Origin of the sequence: Actinomadura macrotermitis (assembly GCF_009604375.1) — a bacterium.
In the GTDB taxonomy this organism is placed as follows: Bacteria; Actinomycetota; Actinomycetes; order Streptosporangiales; family Streptosporangiaceae; genus Spirillospora; species Spirillospora macrotermitis.
Genome location: NZ_WEGH01000006.1, coordinates 172,967 through 191,757, shown reverse-complemented (window position 1 = coordinate 191,757; position 18,791 = coordinate 172,967). Strand labels below are relative to the sequence as shown.

Genomic DNA, 18,791 nt, shown 5'->3' with positions numbered 1-18,791 from the left:
CTCCCGGCTACCGCTTCACGCCGACGCCGACCAGCCCCGCGAACCGCCGCGCCTCGGGGTCCTCGGCACCGCCCGCCAGCCACTGCGGCGGGCCGGTCAGGCCGGGCTCCAGCAGCTCGAAGCCGTCGAAGAAGCCGAGGATCTGGGCGCGCGGGCGGGCGCCGAGCCGGGAGCTGGCGCCCTCGTAGACCTGCTCCGCGCGGGCCATCTGGTCGGGGAAGGCGTCCGAGGCCAGGTGCGACAGGATGAGGCGGCTGCCGGGGACGAGCCGGCCGGCGAAGCGCCCGACGAGCGCGGCCGGGTCGTCGGCGTCCTCGACGAAGTGCAGCACCGACACGAAGATCAGCGCGACCGGCTCGGCGAAGTCGATCAGCTGCCGGGTGACGGGGTGGTCCAGGATCTCCTCGGGCCGGCGCAGGTCGCCCTGCACGAACCCGACCGGGTCGCCGGTCCCGGCGAGCAGCGCCCGCCCGTGCGCGCAGACGACCGGGTCGTGGTCGACGTAGACCACGCGCGCGTCGGCCCGGGCCGCGAGGGCGACCTCGTGCACGTTCTCGCGGGTCGGCAGGCCCGAGCCGACGTCCAGGAACTGGCGGACGCCCGCCTCGGCGGCCTGCCGCACGGCGGTGCCGAGGAAGCGCCGGTTCAGCCGGACGCCCTCGGTGACGCGGCCTTCGGAGATGCCGACCACCCGCTGGGCGGCCGCGCGGTCGGCGGCGAAGTTGTCCTTGCCCCCGAGCCAGTAGTCGTACATCCGGGCCACGTTGGGGGTGGCGGCGTCCAGGCCGCCCACTGCGTCGGTCACGCCGAGCATGATCGCGTGCGGTGGGCGGCCCGGCAAGCCGTTTCGCCGTGCCGGGGCGAGGAAAGCGAGGGGGCTGATTCTTTAAAGGAAGGTTGAGAAGGAAGCCCCCTCATGGCCTCGCTGCCGAAACGGTAGCAGTCAGGCGGGCACGAGGTCGCGCAGATTTCCGGGCGTGAAGACCCGCGACCCCACCGGCAGCCCTTCGGGGCGCGCCGCGCCGATGAAGGTGACCGGCCCGTCCGGCAGCCGCCCGCCGTCCCAGCGCGTCACCGTCCCGGGCGCCAGCCGCTCGACCAGGTACCGCAGCGTCAGGTAGCGGCGCTCGACGACGGCGCGCACCAGCGCCGCCGTCGTCAGCCGGTTGGTCTCGACCCGGTTGAACATCGCCTCGCCCTTGAGGAACATGTGCAGCCACTTGGCGCGCCACCGCCCGTCGTCGCCGCGCATGAAGATCAGCGGCAGCGCGACCCGGCCGGGGCCGCGCAGGTCGGACTTCATCCGGACGGTCCGCGCCTCGAAGGGCCGCCCCTGCTGCTCGGCGCCGCGCAGCATGAACCCGAAGAACGACTCGCGGACCTCCTCGAAGCCCTCTCCGTCGTAGATGTTGACCTGCGGGACGATGAAGGGCTCGCGGACCTGGGCGAGCCGCAGGTCGATGAACTCCGAGGCGCCGTCGGGGGCCTCGGTGATGTCGCCCGAGTGCTCGCCCGACACCATGGTGAGCTGGGTGTAGGACAGCCACGCCATGGAGTGGTAGCGCTCGTTCAGCGTCAGCGCCGACAGGTCGAAGTCGGTGTCGCGCTCGCGCTGCCTCCAGTGGACGAAGAAGCGCAGCAGGTCACCGTCCACGGGCGTCACCGAGCCGCGCGGCAGCACCCCGAAGCCCGTGCCCGCGGCTTTGCCGCTGAGCGGCAGCGCGACGTCGAGCACGGCGGGGTCGACGACCAGGTGCTCGACGGCGGGCAGCCGCCGCCGGACCTCGGCGTCCAGCAGTCCGGCGAGCCGCTCCAGCACCTCGGGGGCGAGGGGCGGGCGGGTGTCGGGCTCGATACGGCCCCGGCCGAGGCGGTCGGCGAAGACACGGGCCCGGCCGGGCGCGGCGGCGCGGTTCAGCAGGTGCTCGCGGACCGACAGCACGACCCGGCCGGCCACGCGCCCGGCGACCTCCTCGGCCGCGCCGAGGATCGCGTCCTGCTCGGCGGGCGTGGCGCTGCGCAGCAGCCGGTCCAGCGACCGGAACAGCATGCCGGGCGAGGCCTTCAGCACGTTCGCCGCGCCGATGACGTCGTCGGCGGCGAACCGCGCCTCGACGCGGCCCGCGATCGAGGGCGCGGCCTGCTCGCCGCGCGCGACCGCGAACACCCGCGCGGCCTGCGGCCACCGCGGGTACTCGTGCGGGTGCAGGCGCTCGCCGAGCCGCTTCCACCGCTCGCGGTAGGCGGCGACGTCGCCGAGCTTGGCCGGGTCGGCGGCGACGACGCCGTCCAGCGCGGCGAGCAGCGCGCGGCGGGCGGGCCGGGGCATGGCGGTGAACCGGGTCGGCTCCAGCAGCGTGACGTCGCCGTCCGACATCGCGCAGGCGAGGCGGAGCACGTCGGTGACGGTGTCCACCAGCAGCGGCGCGCCCGCCTGCAGCCGTGCCCGGTTGACCACGGCGCGGTTCTCCCGCACCGGGATCGTCTCGGGCTGGGGGCCGCCGGCGCAGCGCCCGGCCAGCTCGTCCAGCGCCGCCAGGCCGTCCTCGCCGAGCGGGGTGACGCTCCCGGCGAGCGCCAGGTACAGGCCCGTCTCCTCCTCGGCCAGGTCGCCGCCGAGGTGCAGGACGGTCACCCGGTCGCCCGCGGCGGCGATCAGCTCGGCGTGCGCGTCCAGCATCTCGGCGTAGGTGTGCTGGTAGCGGCCGTAAGCGGGCAGCGTGAGCAGGTTCAGCACGCCCGTGTGGGCCGACTCGGCCAGCGCGGCCATGGCGTCGTCGTCGACCATGGCCTCGGCGATGCAGCGCATCCAGAAGTCCACGGTGTCGGGCACGTTGCGGGGGAAGTCGCGGAAGTACACGTTGTGCTCGACGTGGTCGCCGACCATCTCGCGCACCACCGGCAGGACCCGGACGGCGGTGTCGATCACCGTCCCCTCCGTCAGCCCGGACAGGTGCGCCAGCAGCTCGCGCGACAACTTGAAGCCGGCCGTCATCAGGACGGCGTCGAACTGCCGCGCGGCGGTCGCTCCCGTGGTGGAAGCTGCTGTGCCAGGCGGGCCCTGCGGGGCGGGGACGCGGTGGGTGTGGCGGATGACGAGTGCGTCGAGCCGGGTGCTCATCCCCGCATCGTGGCAGAGGGGGTGAAGCGCCGCATAACGGTTTGCGGTCAGCGCCAGCGGGCGAGCACGGCGTCCACGTCGGCGCGGATGCGGGCGCGGGCCTCGCGGCGCGGCACCCCGTTCATCAGCATCGCGTCGTAGCCGGTGTCCAGGTGCCGGACCGAGGCGATCACGGCCAGCGTCACCGCCTCGGCGTCCAGCTCCCGGCCCGCCGCGGTGCGGCCGACCCGCCCGCTGCCGCGCACCCCGGCGTGCGCGGCGATCGCCGCCGCCCGCTCCTGCGGGCAGCCGGGGAACAGCCGCCGGATCTCGGCCGCCATCGCCTCCTGGAACGCCACGTCGGCGTGCTCGCGCCGCTCGCGGTCGCGGTCGCGGCGGCGCGCCCGCAGGTCCTCGTCGGCCAGGCACTGCTCCTCGGCGCGCTCCAGCGCGGCCTCCTCCACCAGCAGGCCGCGCCGCTCGTAGCGCTTGCGGCGCCGGTTCAGCTGGACGACCGCCGCCGACAGCACGCTCTCCTTCTTCGCGCGCCGGGTGAGGGCGGCATCGCCGGACGGCAGGAACACCAGGTGGTCCAGGTCGGCGCAGGTCAGGCAGAGCGGCTCGCCGTCCTCCACGAGCTGGAAGCGGCCGGTGCCGCGGCAGCCCGCGCACGTCCACCCCTCCTGGAGGGGGAGCAGGACCTGCAGGTCGGGCGCCTTGTTCTGCTTGGCGGCCAGGCGCTCGCGCTGGGCGTCGCTGAGGTCGGCCGGGATCCAGTGCACCCGGAAGGCGCGCTCGGCCTCGGCGTCCCCGGCGGCGGTGAAGCGGAGCGGGCGGCGGTCGCGGGTCGCGGCCAGGTAGGCGGCCTCGCTCGGCTCCAGCCCCCGCTCGCGGGCCCAGTCCCGCAGGGCGCGCAGCGCCGAGGCGACCTTGTCGGGGCGGACGGCCAGCGCGTCGTCCAGATGTGCGATGCGGCCCTGCCGCCACTCGTCGACCTGCGCGGACTTCAGCCACCGGAGCCCGACGAAGACCTCCACCGCCGACACCGATCTCGACCGCTTCAGCAGCGGCTCCGCGGCCTCCGCCACCCGCCGGCCCAGCCTGGACCCGTGCACCTCGCTCACGGGCGGCCACCTTACCGATGTGAGCCGGGGCGGACGCGGCCCGTCAGGGGATCCGGGCCTCGATCCGGGCGAGGTGGGCGGCGAGGATCTCCTCGAACGCGGCCTGGCGGTCCGCGCCGAGCGGGCGGATGTCGCGGGCGAAGCGGGCCAGGGCGGGGAAGCGCTCGGGATCGGCGCCGAGCACCGCGACGCGGAACTGCTCCATGCCCTGCTCGTACTCCTGGGGGGTGACGGTGCTGATGCCGGCCTCGGCGGCGATCAGCGCGGCGAGGAGGATCACGGTGCGGTGGTAGCGCACCGGGATCTCCTCGTCGGGCAGGCCGGACGAGCACAGGGCCTGCAGCAGCTCCTCCATGACCAGCCGGGAGCCGGTGCCGCCGGACCCGTACCGCCCCCACACCGCGGCGAGCTGGGGCTGCTCGCCGAACGCCTCCCGCAGGCGCCGGGCCAGGGCGGTGACCCGCTGCTTCCAGTCGCCCTCGGGACGGTGGCCGTCCATGGCGGTCAGCAGGATCCGGTCGGCGACCGCGCGCAGCAGCTCGGTCTTGTTGCGGAAGTGCCGGTAGAGGCTGGAGGAGTCGGTCCCGAGCGCGGCGGCGAGCCTGCGCACGCTGAACGACTCGGCGTCGCCCGTACGCAGCAGCTCCGCCGCCGTGTCCAGGATCTCCTCGGTCGACCATCGCCTGCGGCCCGTCATCCCCGCCCCTTCCGTCCAGGCTCAGCCTAACCTATGCACTTGCTGTTGCACGCGGTGCGTGCATAATGAGGGCAACGCATCGCCCGGCCTGGACGGCACCCCCGGTGCCCGCCGGTGAGAGAGGGAGACATGAACGAGACCACTGCCGTGACGCGACCGCCGGAACCGGACTTCTCAGTGATCACGGACGAGGAACTGCGCGCCTACCGCGATGCGGAGAACCGCTTCCGGGCCTCCGGCGCGGCGCGGGCGATCCTCGGAGAGCCGCACGAGGGCGCCGCGATCGGCTGGCAGGAGATCGCGCTGCCCGGCCGCGACCTGCCGGTCCGGGTCTACCGGCCGGCCCCGGCCGGAGACGGCGCGGCCGCGCCCCCGGCCGGCCTGCCGCTCGTGGTCCACGTCCACGGAGGCGGCTTCGTGGGCACGGCGGCGCAGTGCGACTGGACCAGCAGCCACCTCGCCGCCCGGCTGCCCGCCCTCGTCGTCTCGGTCGAGCACCGCCTCCTCGCCCCCGGCAGCCCGCTCGCGGACGCCGCCGACGACGGCTGGGACGTGCTCCGGCACGTGGTGCGGCACGCGGCGCGATGGGGCGCCGACCCGGCGCGCGCGGCCGTCTTCGGCGAGAGCTGCGGCGCGTTGATCAGCGCGCTGACCGCCGTCCGGGCCAGGGAGGCCGGCCTGGACCTCAGGGCGCAGGTGCTGGTCAACCCCGTGGCCGACGTGACCGGGACGATGTTCGACCACGCCTCGATGGCCGAGTACGCCCCCGACCCGTCCCAGGCCCTGTCGACGCTGCGGCTCTTCCAGCGGCTCGCCGTCCCGCCGGAGGCCGACGCCCGCGCGGTCTCGCCGCTGTACGCGGACGACCTGGGCGGCCTCGCCCCGGCGCTCGTGGTGGTGCCCACCCAGGACCCGGTCGCCGACCACGGCCGCCGCTACGCCGAGCGGCTGCAGGCGGCCGGGACCCCGGTGCGCCTCACCGAATACCCGGGAGCGCGGCACGCGTTCCTCGCCCTGCCCGGACTGGAACCCCAGGCCGAGGCCGCCCAGGCGGAGATCCTCGCGTTCCTGCGCGAGGCTCTGGCGAAGTGACGGAGGCGACGATGCACCCCGACCTTGAGCACGACGGCCCGGCGGTCTCCCGGCTCGGCCTCGGCTGCATGAGCATGACCGGCAGCTACGGCCCCGCCGACCCGCACGAGGCCGCGGCCACCCTGCTGGAGGCCCTCGATTCGGGCGTCACCATGTTCGACACCGGCGACTTCTACGGCGACGGAGCGAACGAGGAGCTCCTCGGCCGGACGCTCGCGCCGCACCGCGACCGCGTCGTCCTGGCCACCAAGACCGGGGTCCGCCGCACCGCCGGGGGCCTGGTCCCCGCCGGCTCGCCCGGCTACCTGCGGCGTGCCTGCGAGGCATCGCTGCGCCGGCTGCGCACCGAGCGCATCGACCTGTACTACCTCGCCCGCATCGACCCCGCCGTCCCCGTCGAGGAGTCCGTCGGCGCCCTGGCCGAACTGGCCGCCGAGGGCAAGGTGGGCCGCATCGGCCTGTCCGAGGTCTCGGCCGCCACCCTGCGCCGCGCCCACGCCGTCCATCCGGTCAGCGCCGTCCAGACCGAGTACTCGCTGTGGGAACGCCATGTCGAGACCGGCGTCCTGCCCGCGGTCCGCGAACTCGGCGCCACCCTGGTCGCCTACAGCCCGCTCGGCCGCGGGCTGCTCACCGGGGCCGTCCACGCCGGCACACGCTACGAACCCGGCGACTTCCGCGCCACCGCTCCCCGCTACAACGGCGACGACCTCAAGGCGAACCTGGCCATCGTCGAGGCCGTCACCCGCCTCGCCGACGCCAAGGGCGCCACCCCCGCCCAGATCGCCCTCGCCTGGCTCCTCACCCGCGGCGGCGACGTCATTCCCATCCCCGGCAGCTCGCGGCGCCCTCACCTGCGCGACAACCTGGGCTCCCTCGACCTGCGCCTGACCGCCGCCGACCTCGGCGCCATCGACGCCGCCGTCCCCGGTACCGGGGCCCGGGGAGCCCGGTACGGCGACCACGGCATCGCCCTGATCGACCGATGAGGAGACGGGCGGGGGCTAGGAGCGGGGGCCGCCCGCGCGGAGGCGGTCCAGCTCGTCGGCGACCTCCCGCACGTCGGCGCCGAGGTCGAAGGCGCTGAACAGGTACAGGTCGTCGTCGGTCCGGATCTCCAGCAGCCGGGTGGTGGACAGGAAACGGCGCCGCTCGTCGGTCCCGACATCCAGGACCTCGGGCCAGGTGAGCGTGCGGTGCCCGGCGAAGCCGGTGACCACGGTCACCGCCCCGGGGTCCGCGGCGACGCGGACGGGGGCGAGCAGGTCGCGCAGCGCGAGCCCGCCGGAGCCGAGCGTGGCGACGGCGGCCAGCAGCAGGCCGCCGGGCTCGTCCGACAGCGCGGCGAGCACGGCGAACACGGCGGCGGCCGCGCACTTCAGGGCCGTCTGCGCGGGCGGCACCCGCCAGCGGGCGGCGGCCGGGGACTCCTCCATGCGGCCTACGGTAGCGGGGCGGCAAAAGCGGCGATCGCCCCGGAGCGGTGGATGGCTCCGCAACCGTATGTGATTCGGTAGCGTCATAGCCATGCGACTCGGTGTGCTGGACGTGGGCTCGAACACGGTGCATCTCCTGGTGGTGGACGCCCACCAGGGGGCGCGCCCGCTTCCGGCGTTCTCCCACAAGGCGGAGCTTCAGCTCGCCGCCTATCTCGAAGACGGCGACCGGCTCTCCGAGGAGGGGGAGCGGCGGCTGAACGCCTTCGTCCAGGAGGCCCTGCAGGTGGCCGAGGACAAGGGCGTGCAGGACCTGGTCGCGTTCGCCACCTCGGCGGTCCGCGACGCCGTCAACGGCGAGGAGATCCTGGAGCGCCTGCGCACCGGCATGCAGGTCGACATCGACGTGCTGTCGGGCCCCGACGAGGCGCGCGCGACCTTCCTGGCGGTGCGCCGCTGGTTCGGCTGGTCCTCGGGCCGGCTGCTGGTGGTCGACATCGGCGGCGGCTCGCTGGAGATCGCGGCGGGCATCGACGAGGACCCCGACGTGTCGATCTCGCTGCCGCTCGGCGCCAGCCGGCTCACCCGCGACTGGTTCACCGCCGACCCGGTGCCGGCCGAGGAGGCGCGCAAGCTGCGCAAGCACGTGCGCGCCGAGATCGCCCGCCGGGTCGGCGAGGTGGCCCGCTACGGGCCGCCCGACCACGCGGTCTGCACCTCCAAGACCTTCAAGCAGCTGGCCCGGATCGCCGGCGCCGCGCCGTCCTCGGAGGGGCCGCTGGTGCGGCGCGAGCTGCGCCACACCGACCTCACCGAATGGGCGGAGAAGCTGGCCCAGATGCCGCCGCAGGAGCGGGCGGGGCTGCCGGGCGTCTCCGAGCGCCGGGTCCCGCAGCTGCCCGCCGGGGCGATCGTGGCGGACGCGACGATGGACCTGTTCGGGCTGCCGGTCCTGGAGGTCTGCCCGTGGGCGCTGCGCGAGGGCGTGATCCTGCGCCGGCTGGACATGATCACCGGCTGAGCCGCGGCCGTATCCGGCCGCGATGACGCGATATGTCTTGACGGCTCGGATGCAGCGGCGTACTCGTGGAGGCACGGGCGGCCTGCTCTTCCGAGGGGTTCTGTGATGAACGGCGTCACCAGGCTTTCTGCGCTGCCATGCGGGCGGCGGGGCAAATGGATCGTGCTCGGCGTGTGGGTGCTGCTGCTGGCGGTGGCGTTCCCCTTCAGCCGGATGCTCACCGACGCGCAGACCAACGAGACGTCGGCGTGGCTGCCGAAGGACGCCGAGTCGACCCGGGTCGTCGAGCTGTCGAAGAGGTTCGTGCCGTCGGACGTGTTCCCCGCCCTCGTCGTCTACGACCGGGGCGGCGCGCCGATCACCGCCGCCGACCGCGCCAAGGCCGCCGGGGACGTGGCGGGGCTGGCGGCGGTCACGGTCACCCCGAAGGGCAAGGACGAGCCCGTCAAGCTGGTGCAGAACGTGCTGGGGCCGGTCCCGTCGCAGGACGGCAGGGCGCTGCGGACGGTGGTGAACGTCAAGGTCGGCAACGACGGCTGGAACCTGCTCGGGCCCGCCGTCAAGGACTTCCGGGCCGTCGCCCAGCGCGACGGCGGCGGGCTGAACGCGCACGTCACCGGGCCCGCCGGGTACGCGGGCGACTTCAGCAACGTGTTCAGCGGCTTCGACAAGACGCTGCTGCTCATCACCGCCGGCATCGTCGTCGCCATCCTGCTGGTCACCTACCGCAGCCCGGTCCTGTGGATCGTGCCGCTGGTCTGCGTGGGATTCGCGCTGCAGGGCGCGCAGGCCGTCGTCTACCTGCTGGCGAGGCACGCCGGGCTGACGGTGAACGGGCAGGCGGCGTTCATCCTCACCGTGCTGGTGTTCGGCGCCGGGACCGACTACGCGCTGCTGCTCATCGCCCGCTACCGGGAGGAGCTGCGGCGGCACGAGGACCGGCACGAGGCGATGGCGGTCGCGCTGCACCGGGCCGGGCCCGCGATCGTGGCGTCCGGGACGACGGTGGCGCTGTCCATGCTGTGCCTGCTGGCCGCGGTGCTGAACTCCACCAAGAGCATGGGCCCGGTGATGGCGGTCGGGGTGGTGGTGGCGCTCGCCGCGATGGTCACGCTGCTGCCCGCGCTGCTGGTGATCTTCGGCCGCTGGATGTTCTGGCCGACCCATCCGCGCGCCGGCTCGGCCGAGCCCGCCGAGCGCGGGCTGTGGGCGCGGATCGGCGCGCGCGTCGCGCGGCGCCCCCGGACCACCTGGATCGTCACCGCCGTGGTGCTCGGCGCGCTGGCGTTCGGCCTCACCGGCCTGAAGACCGGCTCCCTGCGCAACGAGGACGCCTTCAGCGGCACCCGCCCCGACTCGGTCACCGGCGAGAAGGTGCTGGCCGCGCACTTCCCGGCGGGGACGGGCAACCCCGTCCAGGTCGTGGCGAACGCGCCCGCCGCGGCGGCGGCGCAGTCGGCGCTGGCGTCGGTGCCGGGCATCGGCGGGGTCCGCGCGGCCGGCGCGCCCCGCGACGGCCTGGTCTACCTGGAGGGCGTCATGTCCGCCGCGCCCGACAGCGAGGCGGGTTTCCGGACGGTCGAGCGGGCCCGCCACGCGCTGCATCGGGTTCCGGGCGCGGACGCCAAGGTCGGTGGCGGTTCGGCGGTCACCATGGACATCAGCAACGCCTCGCACCGCGACCAGAACGTCGTCATCCCGCTGGTGCTGGCCGTGGTGCTGCTCATCCTGGCGCTGCTGCTGCGCGCGCTGGTCGCGCCGCTGCTGCTCGTCGCGACCGTCGTGCTGTCCTACGCGGCGGCGCTCGGCGTCAGCGCCCTGGTGTTCGAGCACGTCTTCGGGTTCGCCGGGGCGGACCCGTCGTTCCCGCTGTGGACGTTCGTCTTCCTGGTCGCGCTCGGCACCGACTACAACATCTTCCTCATGACGCGGGTGCACGAGGAGGCGCGGCGGCAGGGCACCCGGCGCGGCGCGCTGACCGGCCTCGCCGCGACCGGCGGCGTCATCACCTCGGCGGGCGCGGTGCTCGCCGGGACGTTCGCCGCGCTCGGCTCGCTGCCGCTGGTGTTCGTCACCGAGCTCGGCTTCACGGTCGCGTTCGGGGTGCTGCTGGACACCTTCGTCGTGCGGTCGGTGCTGGTCACCGCGCTGAACCTGGATCTCGGCCGGCGGATGTGGTGGCCGAGCGCGCTCGCCCGGGCCGGCGGCGCGGCGGCGGAGGCGGCCGGTGAGGCCGCCCCCGTGTCCCGCTGACCGCCGCTACCAGTTCGGGTGGGCGATGGTGTAACCCGCCGGGGTGACCTTCTGGTCGTCCGCGCCGTCCTCGCGGACGGCCCAGACCTGCGGTTCGGACCAGGTGCCCCGCACGTAGCCGACCCAGTGGCCCTCGCGCGACCAGGTCGGGTCCATCTTGTGCCCGTCGCCCTTGGTGAGCGCGTGCGCCCCGGAGCCGTCGGCGTTCATCACCCAGATCTGGCCGTTCGGGTAGGTGCCCCGGGAGAAGGCGATCCGCCTGCCGTCGGGGGACCACACCGGGTCGACGGACCGGGTGTCGTCCTTGCTGATCTTGGTCCACGGCCGGTCGGGGTAGGCGGGGTCCATGGTGTAGATCTGCTCGACGCCGTCGCGCTTGCTCCAGAACATCAGCTCGCCGGTGGACGACCAGGCCGGGTCGTCCTTGGTGGAGCCGTCGGTGGTGATCTGCTTGGCCTGCCGGTTGGAGACGTCGACGGTGTAGAGCTGGTTGACGCCGTCCTTCTTGGCCACGTAGGCGAGCTGCTTTCCGTCGGGCGACCAGGAGGCGCGGCCGTTCGAGGCGACCTCGACGAGCTGGCGCGGGTCGCTGCCGTCGGCGTTCATCACGTCGATCTGGTACACGCCCGTGATCCGGCGGGTGAAGGCGATCTGCCTGCCGTCGGGCGACCGCTGCGGCAGGAAGTCGCAGGTGTCGCCGCCGAGCAGGGTGGTGGGCTTGGCGTCGCCGGGGGTGTAGCTGCCGATGTCGCCGTGGCACTTGTCCATGTCCGGCCAGCCCGCCTTGGTGTCGATCCGCACCAGCATCGGGGTCTTCGGGATCGTGCCCGCGACCGGCGCGGCGCTCGAGCCGCCGCTGTCGTGGCCGTCGCCCGCCATCAGGTAGTAGCCGCCGCCCGCGACGGCGGCGGTCGCCACCCCGGCGGCGAGGACGCCGCCGAGCAGCACCGCCCGGCGGCTGCGGCGGGCCGGCCCGCCGTGCCGGGTGGGGGCCGGCCGGGTGCCCGGCATGGTCGGCTCGTGCCAGGGCGGTTGCGGCGGGGCGGCCGGCGACCGGCCCGGCACCTGGGTGGGCGGGTGCGCGGGGATCTGCTCGTCGGGGCGCAGGGTGCCCGGCTGCGTCCCGGGCACGGCGCCGGGGAAGGTGCCGTCCGGGGGAGAGCCGCCCGGGAGCGGGTCGCCCGCGGCCGTGCTGCCCGGCCCGACGCCGGCGCCGGGCAGCGGCATGGGCCGGGCGGGCGGCGGCGGGGACGACCACGCCTCGCCGAGGGTGGTGTTCACCGCCGACTCGCTCGCGCCGCCGACCAGGCTGAGCAGCAGGCCCTGCGCCGTCGGCCGCTGCTCGGGGTCCTTGGCGAGCGCCTTGGCGACCAGCCCGGCGAGCGGCTCGGTGAGCGCGCCGAGTTCGGGCTCGGCGTGCAGGGCGCGGCCGACCATCATCTCGAACGAGCCGCGGCCGAACGGGTTCTGCGCGTTGGCGGCGTAGGCGACCAGGCAGCCCCAGGCGAAGATGTCCACCGCCGGGGTGACGGTGTGGCCGGTGACCTGCTCGGGCGCGATGTAGCCGGGGGTGCCGACGAGCTGGCCGGTGCGGGTGTGCGAGGACGCCTCGTCCAGCGCGCGGGCGATGCCGAAGTCGATGACGCGCGGCCCGGAGATCGACAGCAGCACGTTGCTCGGCTTCAGGTCGCGGTGCACCAGGCCGGCCGAGTGGATCGCCACGAGCGCGGCGGCGACGCCGACCGCGACGCCGTGCAGCATGCCGGGCGACAGCGGGCCGCTGCCGGACACGTGCTGCAGCAGCGACGGCCCGTCGATGTACTCGGTGACCAGGTAGGCCAGGCCGAGGTCCTGGCCGTGCTCGAGCACCTGCGCGGTGCAGAACGAGGCGACCCGCTCGGCGTTGCGCGCCTCGTCGTGGAAGCGGGCCAGGAACGCCTGGTCGTCGGCCAGTTCGGGCCGCACCACCTTCACCGCGACGCGCCGCCCGTCGGCGGCGGAGCCGAGGTAGACCGCGCCCATCCCGCCCTCGCCGATGCGCGCCTCGATGCGGTACGACCCCACCCGGGTCGGGTCGCCCGGCCGCAGCTCCCGCAGTGACGGCGGGAGCGGAGTCCCCTGGCCTTCCATGGGCGGTTCACCTCTCGCCGGCCGGACCTCCGGCCGGCCGCGTGCCGGCGGATGGTCCCCCCTGTTTTTCACGATTCACGATGTCAGAGACGGAGGCGGTACGGCCAGGGTCAAGAGAAGGTCAATGAAATCCCAAGAAGGGGCGAGGCGTGGCAAAACACCTCGCTAATCCCTTCTGTCGGATATTTCCTCGCCAATACGGTCATACGCTGCCAAGCGTTTCCTCAGCGAGGTTCAACGGGGGGTCGGCTTGGGAACGGGGAAGCGGGTGTCGCGCTGGGCCGCCGTGGCGGCCGCCGGGTCGCTGCTGGCGGGCTGCGCCGCCCCGGCGGCGCGGCAGGTGCGCCCGGTCTCCGACGCCAGCGGCATGCGCACCGTCGACGCGGGCGCCGTCCCCGGCATGGGCACGGTGACCCGCAGCCGCGCGGACGGCCGGCGCCACTACTTCGCCGCCTATCCCGAGATCCCCGGCGCGCGGCCGCTGTCGGCCGCGCTCGCCCGCGCGCAGGACGAGCGGATCGCGCCGTTCGTCGCGGCCACCGAGGACGCCCGGCCGCTGCCGGGCGGCGACGTGCCCGAGCTGAACGGCAGGTGGTCCCTGGTCGCGGCCGACGGCGACGTGGCCGGCGTGCGCCTGGTGACGACCGAGTTCCTCGGCGCGTCCGGCGGCGAGTACCGCCGCACCCTCTGGTACGACGGCGCGGCACGGCGGGTGCTGGGCTCGGCCGCGCTGCTGGACGGCGCGCGCGGCCTGGCGGGCCTGGCCGGCCTGGTCCGCGCCCGCCTCGGCACGCGCGCCGACCCGTCCCGGATCACGGCCGACCCGCGGGCCTTCGGCTCCATCGCCTTCAACGACGCGGGCGGCATGGTGGTGGAGTTCAGCGACCACACCGTGGCGCCGGGCGCGCCGGGCCGGGTGGCCGCCGTCATCGAGCGCGGCGCCTACGACCGGCTGCTGTCGCGGTTCGGCCGCCGCGCCCGCGACGCCGCCGGGCACCGGCACCCCGGGCTGAGGCTCGGCGCGCCGCCGGCCGCGCCGCACGCCGTCGCCGCGACCGGCACGCCGCCCCCTGCCGCGCGGACCGACTGCACCAAGGCCAGGTGCGTCGCGCTCACCTTCGACGACGGCCCCGGCCCCTACACCGCGCGGCTGCTGGACGACCTGGCCGCCCGCCGGGCCCGCGCGACCTTCTTCGTCGTCGGCGACAACGCCCGCGTGTACCAGGACCTGCTGCGCCGTCAGGTCGCCGAGGGCCACGAGATCGGCAACCACGCCCAGAGCCACCGTGACCTGTCCCGGCTGACGGCCGTCCAGGTCAACTCCGAGGTGCAGCGCACCCAGGACGTCGTCCGGACCGCCACCGGCCGCGCCCCGGTGCTGCTGCGGCCCCCCTACATGGCGTCCAGCGAGGCCGTCGCGGGCGTCGCCCGGTCCCTCGGCGTCCGGCAGACCGGCTGGAACCTGGACGCGCTGGACGCGCACGACCGCGACCCGGCGGCCATCGCCGACCGGGTGGTGCGGCGGGCCCGGCCGGATTCGATCGTCTTGATGCACGACGTCAACGAGGCGTCGGCGCGCGCCGTCCCGCGGATCGTGGACCGGCTCGCCGCGGCCGGCTACACGCTCGTCACGGTGTCGGAGCTGCCGCCCGGGAGAGGGTGATCGGGCAGAAACCCCGATAATGGACATCGTGACCGACGATGTGCGGACCGTGGAGTGGACCGGGGACGGGCTGCGGCTCATCGACCAGACGGTGCTGCCGGACCGCCTGGAGTACCTGGACGTGCGCACGGTGGACGCCCTGGTGGACGCGATCGGCCGGCTGGTGGTGCGCGGCGCCCCCGCGCTCGGCGTCACGGGCGCGTTCGGCGTCGCGATCGCCCTGCGCGAGACGGCGGACCCGGCCGCCCGGGACGCGGCGATCGCGCGGATCCGCGCGGCCCGCCCCACCGCCGTCAACCTGGCGGCGGGCGTCGACCGGGTGCTGCCGTTCGCGGACAGGGGAGCGGACGCGGTGCTCGCCGAGGCGCAGGCGCTGCTGGACGAGGACGTGCGCGGCAACCGGGCGATCGGCGCGCACGGCGCCGACTGGATCCTCGCGCGCACCGGCGACCGGCCGCTGCGCGTCCTCACCCACTGCAACGCCGGCGCCCTCGCCACCGCCGGATGGGGGACGGCCCTCGGCGTCGTCCGCGAACTGCACACGCGCGGCCGGATCGACATGGTCTACGCCGACGAGACCCGCCCGCTGCTGCAGGGCTCGCGGCTGACCGCCTGGGAGCTGCAGCGCGCCGGGATCCCCTACCTGGTGCAGACCGACGCCGCGGCGGCCAGCACGATCATGCGCGGGCTGGCCGACGTGGCGGTGATCGGCGCGGACCGGATCGCGGCCAACGGCGACACCGCCAACAAGATCGGCTCGCTGGCGGTGGCGCTCGCCTGCGCGGCCGCCGGGATCCCGTTCGTGGTGGCCGCGCCGTGGAGCACGGTGGACCTGGCCGCCGCCACCGGCGCCGCCGTCCCGATCGAGCTGCGCGCCGAGGCGGAGATCCTCGCGCCGGGCGCCGCCCCGGCCGGGGCGCGCGCCTTCAACCCCGCCTTCGACGTCACGCCCGCGCGGCTGGTGTCGGCGCTCGTCACCGAGACGGGTGTGCTGGAGATCTCGAGGGGTATCACCCCCGCCACATCCCGCTGATCCCCCACAGGCGAGGAGCCGACCATGGGCCTGACGGTCGCGGTGACCGGACCCACCGGAGAGATCGGAACCGCGGTCGTGCGCGCGCTGGAGCGCGACGACCGGGTGGAGCGGGTGCTCGGGATGGCCCGGCGCCCCTTCGACCCCGCCTCGCGCGGCTGGCGCAAGACCGAGTACCGGCAGGGCGACGTGCTGGACCGCGCCGCCGTGGACGACCTGGTCGCGGGCGCCGACGTGGTCGTCCACCTGGCCTTCATGATCATGGGGTCGCGGGCCGAGGGCGAGCGGATCAACCTGGCCGGCTCGCGCAACGTGTTCGAGGCCACCACCGGCCGGCTCGTCTACACCTCCTCGGTCGCCGCCTACGGCTACCACGGCGGCAATCCCGTCCCGCTGACCGAGGACGTCCCGGCGCGCGGCTCGAAGGAGCACTACTACTCCGCGCAGAAGGCCGCCTGCGAGCGGCTCCTCGCCGAGACCGCCGCGGCGGACGAGGTGTACGTGCTGCGGCCGAGCATCGTCGCGGGCCCCGAGGCGACGATCCTGCTGCGCAACCTGCCCTGGGAGCCGGTCGCCGAGCACATCCCCGAGCCGCTGCGGCGGCTGCTCGGCGCGGTGCCCGGGCTGAAGCCGGTGCTGCCCGACCCCGGGACGCGGTTCCAGCTCGTCCACCACGACGACGTGGCGAGCGCGGTCGCGGCGGCCGTCGCCGGGGACGGCCCGCCCGGCGCCTACAACCTGGCCGGGGACGGCGACATCGGCATGGGCGACCTGGCCCGCGCGATCGGCGCCTACACCGTCCCGATCCCCGGCGAGCTGGTGTCGCTCACCGCCGAGCTCGTCGACCTGCTGCCCTACATCCCCGACAAGCTGGAGTGGATCCACGCGGCCCGCCACCCCATGCTGATGGACACCGCCAAGGCGCGCCGCGACCTCGGCTGGGCACCCCGCTACAGCGCGGCCGAAACGCTCAAGACGATGGTCGCGGCCTACTCCTAGGCGACGGCCCGGCGCCACCACGGGGGTGGCGCCGGCCGTTTCCCTTACGGGGTGAGGGTGCGGGTGGCCGCGCGCAGGCTCGCGTACAGGCGGGCCTCGTACGCGCGCGCGAGCGCCGGGTCCTTACCGGCGAACAGGGCGTCGTACAGGGCGGGCAACCGCTGGGTGGCGTACCCGGTGTCGATGCCCGGCGCGTACAGCTGGTGCCGGTACCAGGGGCGGCCCGGCAGGCCCGCCTCGGTGAGCAGGTCCCGCTCCGCCTGCATGATCTTGGTGTTGAGGCGGCGGAACGCCGCCCGGTCACCGGTCGCGAGGGCGGCCTCGGCGCGCTTCTGCAGCTCCTGCGCGGCCCGCTGCCACGCCTGCGCCTGGGCGATGTCGCGCGAGACGTCCACCTCGACCCGGCCGAGCTCCTTGCGCTGGCGCTCGGTGAAGTCGGCCAGGTACGCCGCGGTCTCGGCGGCGTAGGGCTGGTAGCGCAGCGTCACCACGTCGGCGTCGGCCATCCGCATCGCCGCGACGCCGGCCAGGCGCGCCATCGCCGCGTGGTACTGGAACGACGGGTCGCCGAAGTGCGCCGTCCAGTAGTAGTCGTCGCAGGCGCAGTGGTAGTTGCCCGACGAACCGGGCGTCGCGGAGCCGAGGTCCATCGCCGGGACGCCGAACCGCTGGAAGAACGGCTGGAAGTCCGAGCCGCCGCCGATCCGGGAGACCGGCGTCTTCCCGCCGTTCTGCGCCCGCCAGGCGTCGTGGATCGTCCCGCCGGTGCCGGGCCAGGCGACCTCCTTGGTCGCCTCGATCACGAACCCGTCGAGCGCCGGGGTGGCCGACGCGCCGAACTGCGAGCCGCCCGCGCCGTCCATGTTGATGTAGGACACCGCGCGGCGCAGCCGCCCGGCCCGCTCCTCGGCGTACTCGGTGGAGCCGTAGATGCCGTACTCCTCGCCGTCCCAGGTGGCCAGGACGACCGAGCGCTTGGGCCGCCAGCCCTTCTTCAGCAGCGCGCCGAGGCCGCGCGCGACCTGCAGCACGTTCTCGGCGCCCGACAGGTTGTCGACGCTGCCGTACGCCCATGCGTCGTGGTGGGCTCCGAGGATGACCTCCTGCTCGGGGTGCTCGCTGCCGGGGATGCGGACCGTGACGTCCCAGATCGGCTTGACCTGGAAGTCGTTCTTCAGGTCCAGGTGCACCGTGGTGCCGCCGGGGCCGAACCGGTAGGGGAAGGGCAGGCCGCCCTGCCACTCCTTGGGCGCCTTCGTGCCCGTCAGCGCCTTCAGCAGCGGCTCGGCCGCGCCGTAGCCGATGGGCGCGGCCGGGACCAGGCCGCGCAGCATCGCCGAGTCGGCGGGCTTGATCCGCTTGGCGTTCTTCGTCGCCGGCCAGCCGGGGGTGAGCGGGTCGCCGGCCGCGTACATGATCTGGGCGATGCTGCCGCGCTGGATGCCGTCGGGCGCGCGCCAGGGGCCGTCCGGGTAGACCTTGCCCTTGGTGAAGCCGTCGTCGGCGGGATCGGAGTAGATGAGCACGGCCTTGGCGCCCGCGCGGGCGGCCTCGCGCGGCTTCACACCGCGGAACACCGATCCGTAGCGGACGAGGGCGATCTTCCCCTTGACCGAGACGCCGTTCTTGGCCAGCAGCGCGAAGTCCTCGGGCCGCCCGTAGTTGGCGTACACGACCTCGCCGGTGACGTTCCCCGACGGCGACAGGCCGTTGTGACCGGGGATGACGTCGTCGAAGTGCCGCTGCCAGGGCCGCCTGCGCTCCTTGACGGGCAGGTCGCGTTGCTGCGGCGCCGTCATCCGCACGCTGACGCGCTTCGGCGTGGACAGGTAGGCGTAGTAGGTCTTGACCTCGGGCTTCAGCCCGTAGGAGCGCAGCTCGCGGACGATGCGCTCCACCCGGTGCCGGTCGCCGGTGGAGGCGGCGAGCGCGGGCTCGCTCGCCAGCTCGGCGTCCAGGCTCCGGGCCTTGGCGGCGGAGGGGACGGCCTGGAACAGCTTCTCGTACCGGCGCTGCCACTTGGCGTTGGCGGCGGTGAAGCCGGAGATGGGGTCGGCGGGCGCCGCCGTCGCCGGGGGTGTGGCGACGAGGGGGGCCAGCGTGGCGGCCGCGGCCGCCAGGGCAAGGGTTCGGGAGCGGAACACCTGGGGTACCTCCCGGTACTCGTGGTACGGGTGCGCCCGGAACGTACGTCGTGATGATCGTGAAATCCAGCCGCCCTGCCGGATGCGGCCACTTGGGGG

At 74.8% G+C, this 18,791-nt stretch carries 14 protein-coding genes; 7 read left to right on the top strand and 7 right to left on the bottom strand.

Features of this window, described 5'->3' with window-relative positions; all coding sequences use genetic code 11:
- Nucleotides 1–7 precede the first annotated feature (7 nt).
- From ACRB68_RS37385 to ACRB68_RS37370, 4 genes are all read right to left on the bottom strand, one after another.
- Nucleotides 8–814 (bottom strand): SAM-dependent methyltransferase, encoded by an 807-nt coding sequence (locus ACRB68_RS37385; protein WP_153541258.1) that lies wholly within the window; start codon nt 812–814, stop codon nt 8–10.
- A 129-nt stretch (nt 815–943) separates the two neighbouring features.
- Nucleotides 944–3,121, bottom strand: coding sequence for a TerD family protein (locus ACRB68_RS37380; protein WP_153541256.1), 2,178 nt, complete (start codon nt 3,119–3,121; stop codon nt 944–946).
- A gap of 47 nt (nt 3,122–3,168) precedes the next feature.
- Nucleotides 3,169–4,224: a DUF2293 domain-containing protein gene (locus tag ACRB68_RS37375; RefSeq protein WP_328595273.1), complete on the bottom strand. Its 1,056-nt coding sequence runs from the start codon at nt 4,222–4,224 to the stop codon at nt 3,169–3,171.
- A 43-nt stretch (nt 4,225–4,267) separates the two neighbouring features.
- Nucleotides 4,268–4,921 (bottom strand): TetR/AcrR family transcriptional regulator, encoded by a 654-nt coding sequence (locus ACRB68_RS37370; RefSeq protein ID WP_153541254.1) that lies wholly within the window; start codon nt 4,919–4,921, stop codon nt 4,268–4,270.
- A gap of 129 nt (nt 4,922–5,050) precedes the next feature.
- Here ACRB68_RS37370 and ACRB68_RS37365 point away from each other — a divergent pair, with 129 nt between their 5' ends.
- On the top strand, nt 5,051–6,013 hold the full coding sequence (locus ACRB68_RS37365) for an alpha/beta hydrolase (RefSeq protein WP_153541252.1): 963 nt from the start codon (nt 5,051–5,053) through the stop codon (nt 6,011–6,013).
- An 11-nt stretch (nt 6,014–6,024) separates the two neighbouring features.
- A complete protein-coding gene (locus ACRB68_RS37360; RefSeq protein WP_153541250.1) occupies nt 6,025–7,002 on the top strand; it encodes an aldo/keto reductase in 978 nt (325 codons plus the stop codon).
- Nucleotides 7,003–7,017: 15 nt separating this feature from the next.
- Here ACRB68_RS37360 and ACRB68_RS37355 read toward each other — a convergent pair whose 3' ends face one another.
- Entirely contained in the window at nt 7,018–7,449 is a 432-nt protein-coding gene (locus tag ACRB68_RS37355) for a PH domain-containing protein (RefSeq protein ID WP_153541248.1), read from the bottom strand.
- Between the two features lie 91 nt (nt 7,450–7,540).
- On the opposite strand from ACRB68_RS37355, the gene ACRB68_RS37350 reads away from it, so the two are divergent.
- Nucleotides 7,541–8,470, top strand: coding sequence for a Ppx/GppA phosphatase family protein (locus tag ACRB68_RS37350; RefSeq protein WP_153541247.1), 930 nt, complete (start codon nt 7,541–7,543; stop codon nt 8,468–8,470).
- A gap of 105 nt (nt 8,471–8,575) precedes the next feature.
- A complete protein-coding gene (locus ACRB68_RS37345) occupies nt 8,576–10,723 on the top strand; it encodes an MMPL family transporter (RefSeq protein WP_153541245.1) in 2,148 nt (715 codons plus the stop codon).
- Between the two features lie 6 nt (nt 10,724–10,729).
- Here the strand turns inward: ACRB68_RS37345 and ACRB68_RS37340 are convergent, their stop codons facing one another.
- Nucleotides 10,730–12,853, bottom strand: coding sequence for a protein kinase domain-containing protein (locus tag ACRB68_RS37340; RefSeq protein ID WP_153541243.1), 2,124 nt, complete (start codon nt 12,851–12,853; stop codon nt 10,730–10,732).
- Nucleotides 12,854–13,103: 250 nt separating this feature from the next.
- Here ACRB68_RS37340 and ACRB68_RS37335 point away from each other — a divergent pair, with 250 nt between their 5' ends.
- The 3 genes from ACRB68_RS37335 to ACRB68_RS37325 are packed head-to-tail and all read left to right on the top strand — an operon-like array spanning nt 13,104 to nt 16,548.
- Entirely contained in the window at nt 13,104–14,516 is a 1,413-nt protein-coding gene (locus ACRB68_RS37335) for a polysaccharide deacetylase family protein (protein WP_153541241.1), read from the top strand.
- A 28-nt stretch (nt 14,517–14,544) separates the two neighbouring features.
- Nucleotides 14,545–15,549 carry an S-methyl-5-thioribose-1-phosphate isomerase gene (gene mtnA, locus ACRB68_RS37330; RefSeq protein WP_328595272.1) on the top strand — a complete coding sequence of 335 codons (1,005 nt, stop codon included), beginning with the start codon at nt 14,545–14,547 and terminating at the stop codon, nt 15,547–15,549.
- Between the two features lie 24 nt (nt 15,550–15,573).
- The gene (locus ACRB68_RS37325; protein ID WP_153541237.1) at nt 15,574–16,548 is read left to right on the top strand and encodes an NAD-dependent epimerase/dehydratase family protein; all 975 of its coding nucleotides are present in this window, start codon (nt 15,574–15,576) and stop codon (nt 16,546–16,548) included.
- Between the two features lie 44 nt (nt 16,549–16,592).
- On the opposite strand, the gene ACRB68_RS37320 is transcribed toward ACRB68_RS37325, so the two are convergent.
- The gene (locus ACRB68_RS37320; protein WP_153541235.1) at nt 16,593–18,692 is read right to left on the bottom strand and encodes a M28 family peptidase; all 2,100 of its coding nucleotides are present in this window, start codon (nt 18,690–18,692) and stop codon (nt 16,593–16,595) included.
- Between the last annotated feature and the right edge of the window lie 99 nt (nt 18,693–18,791).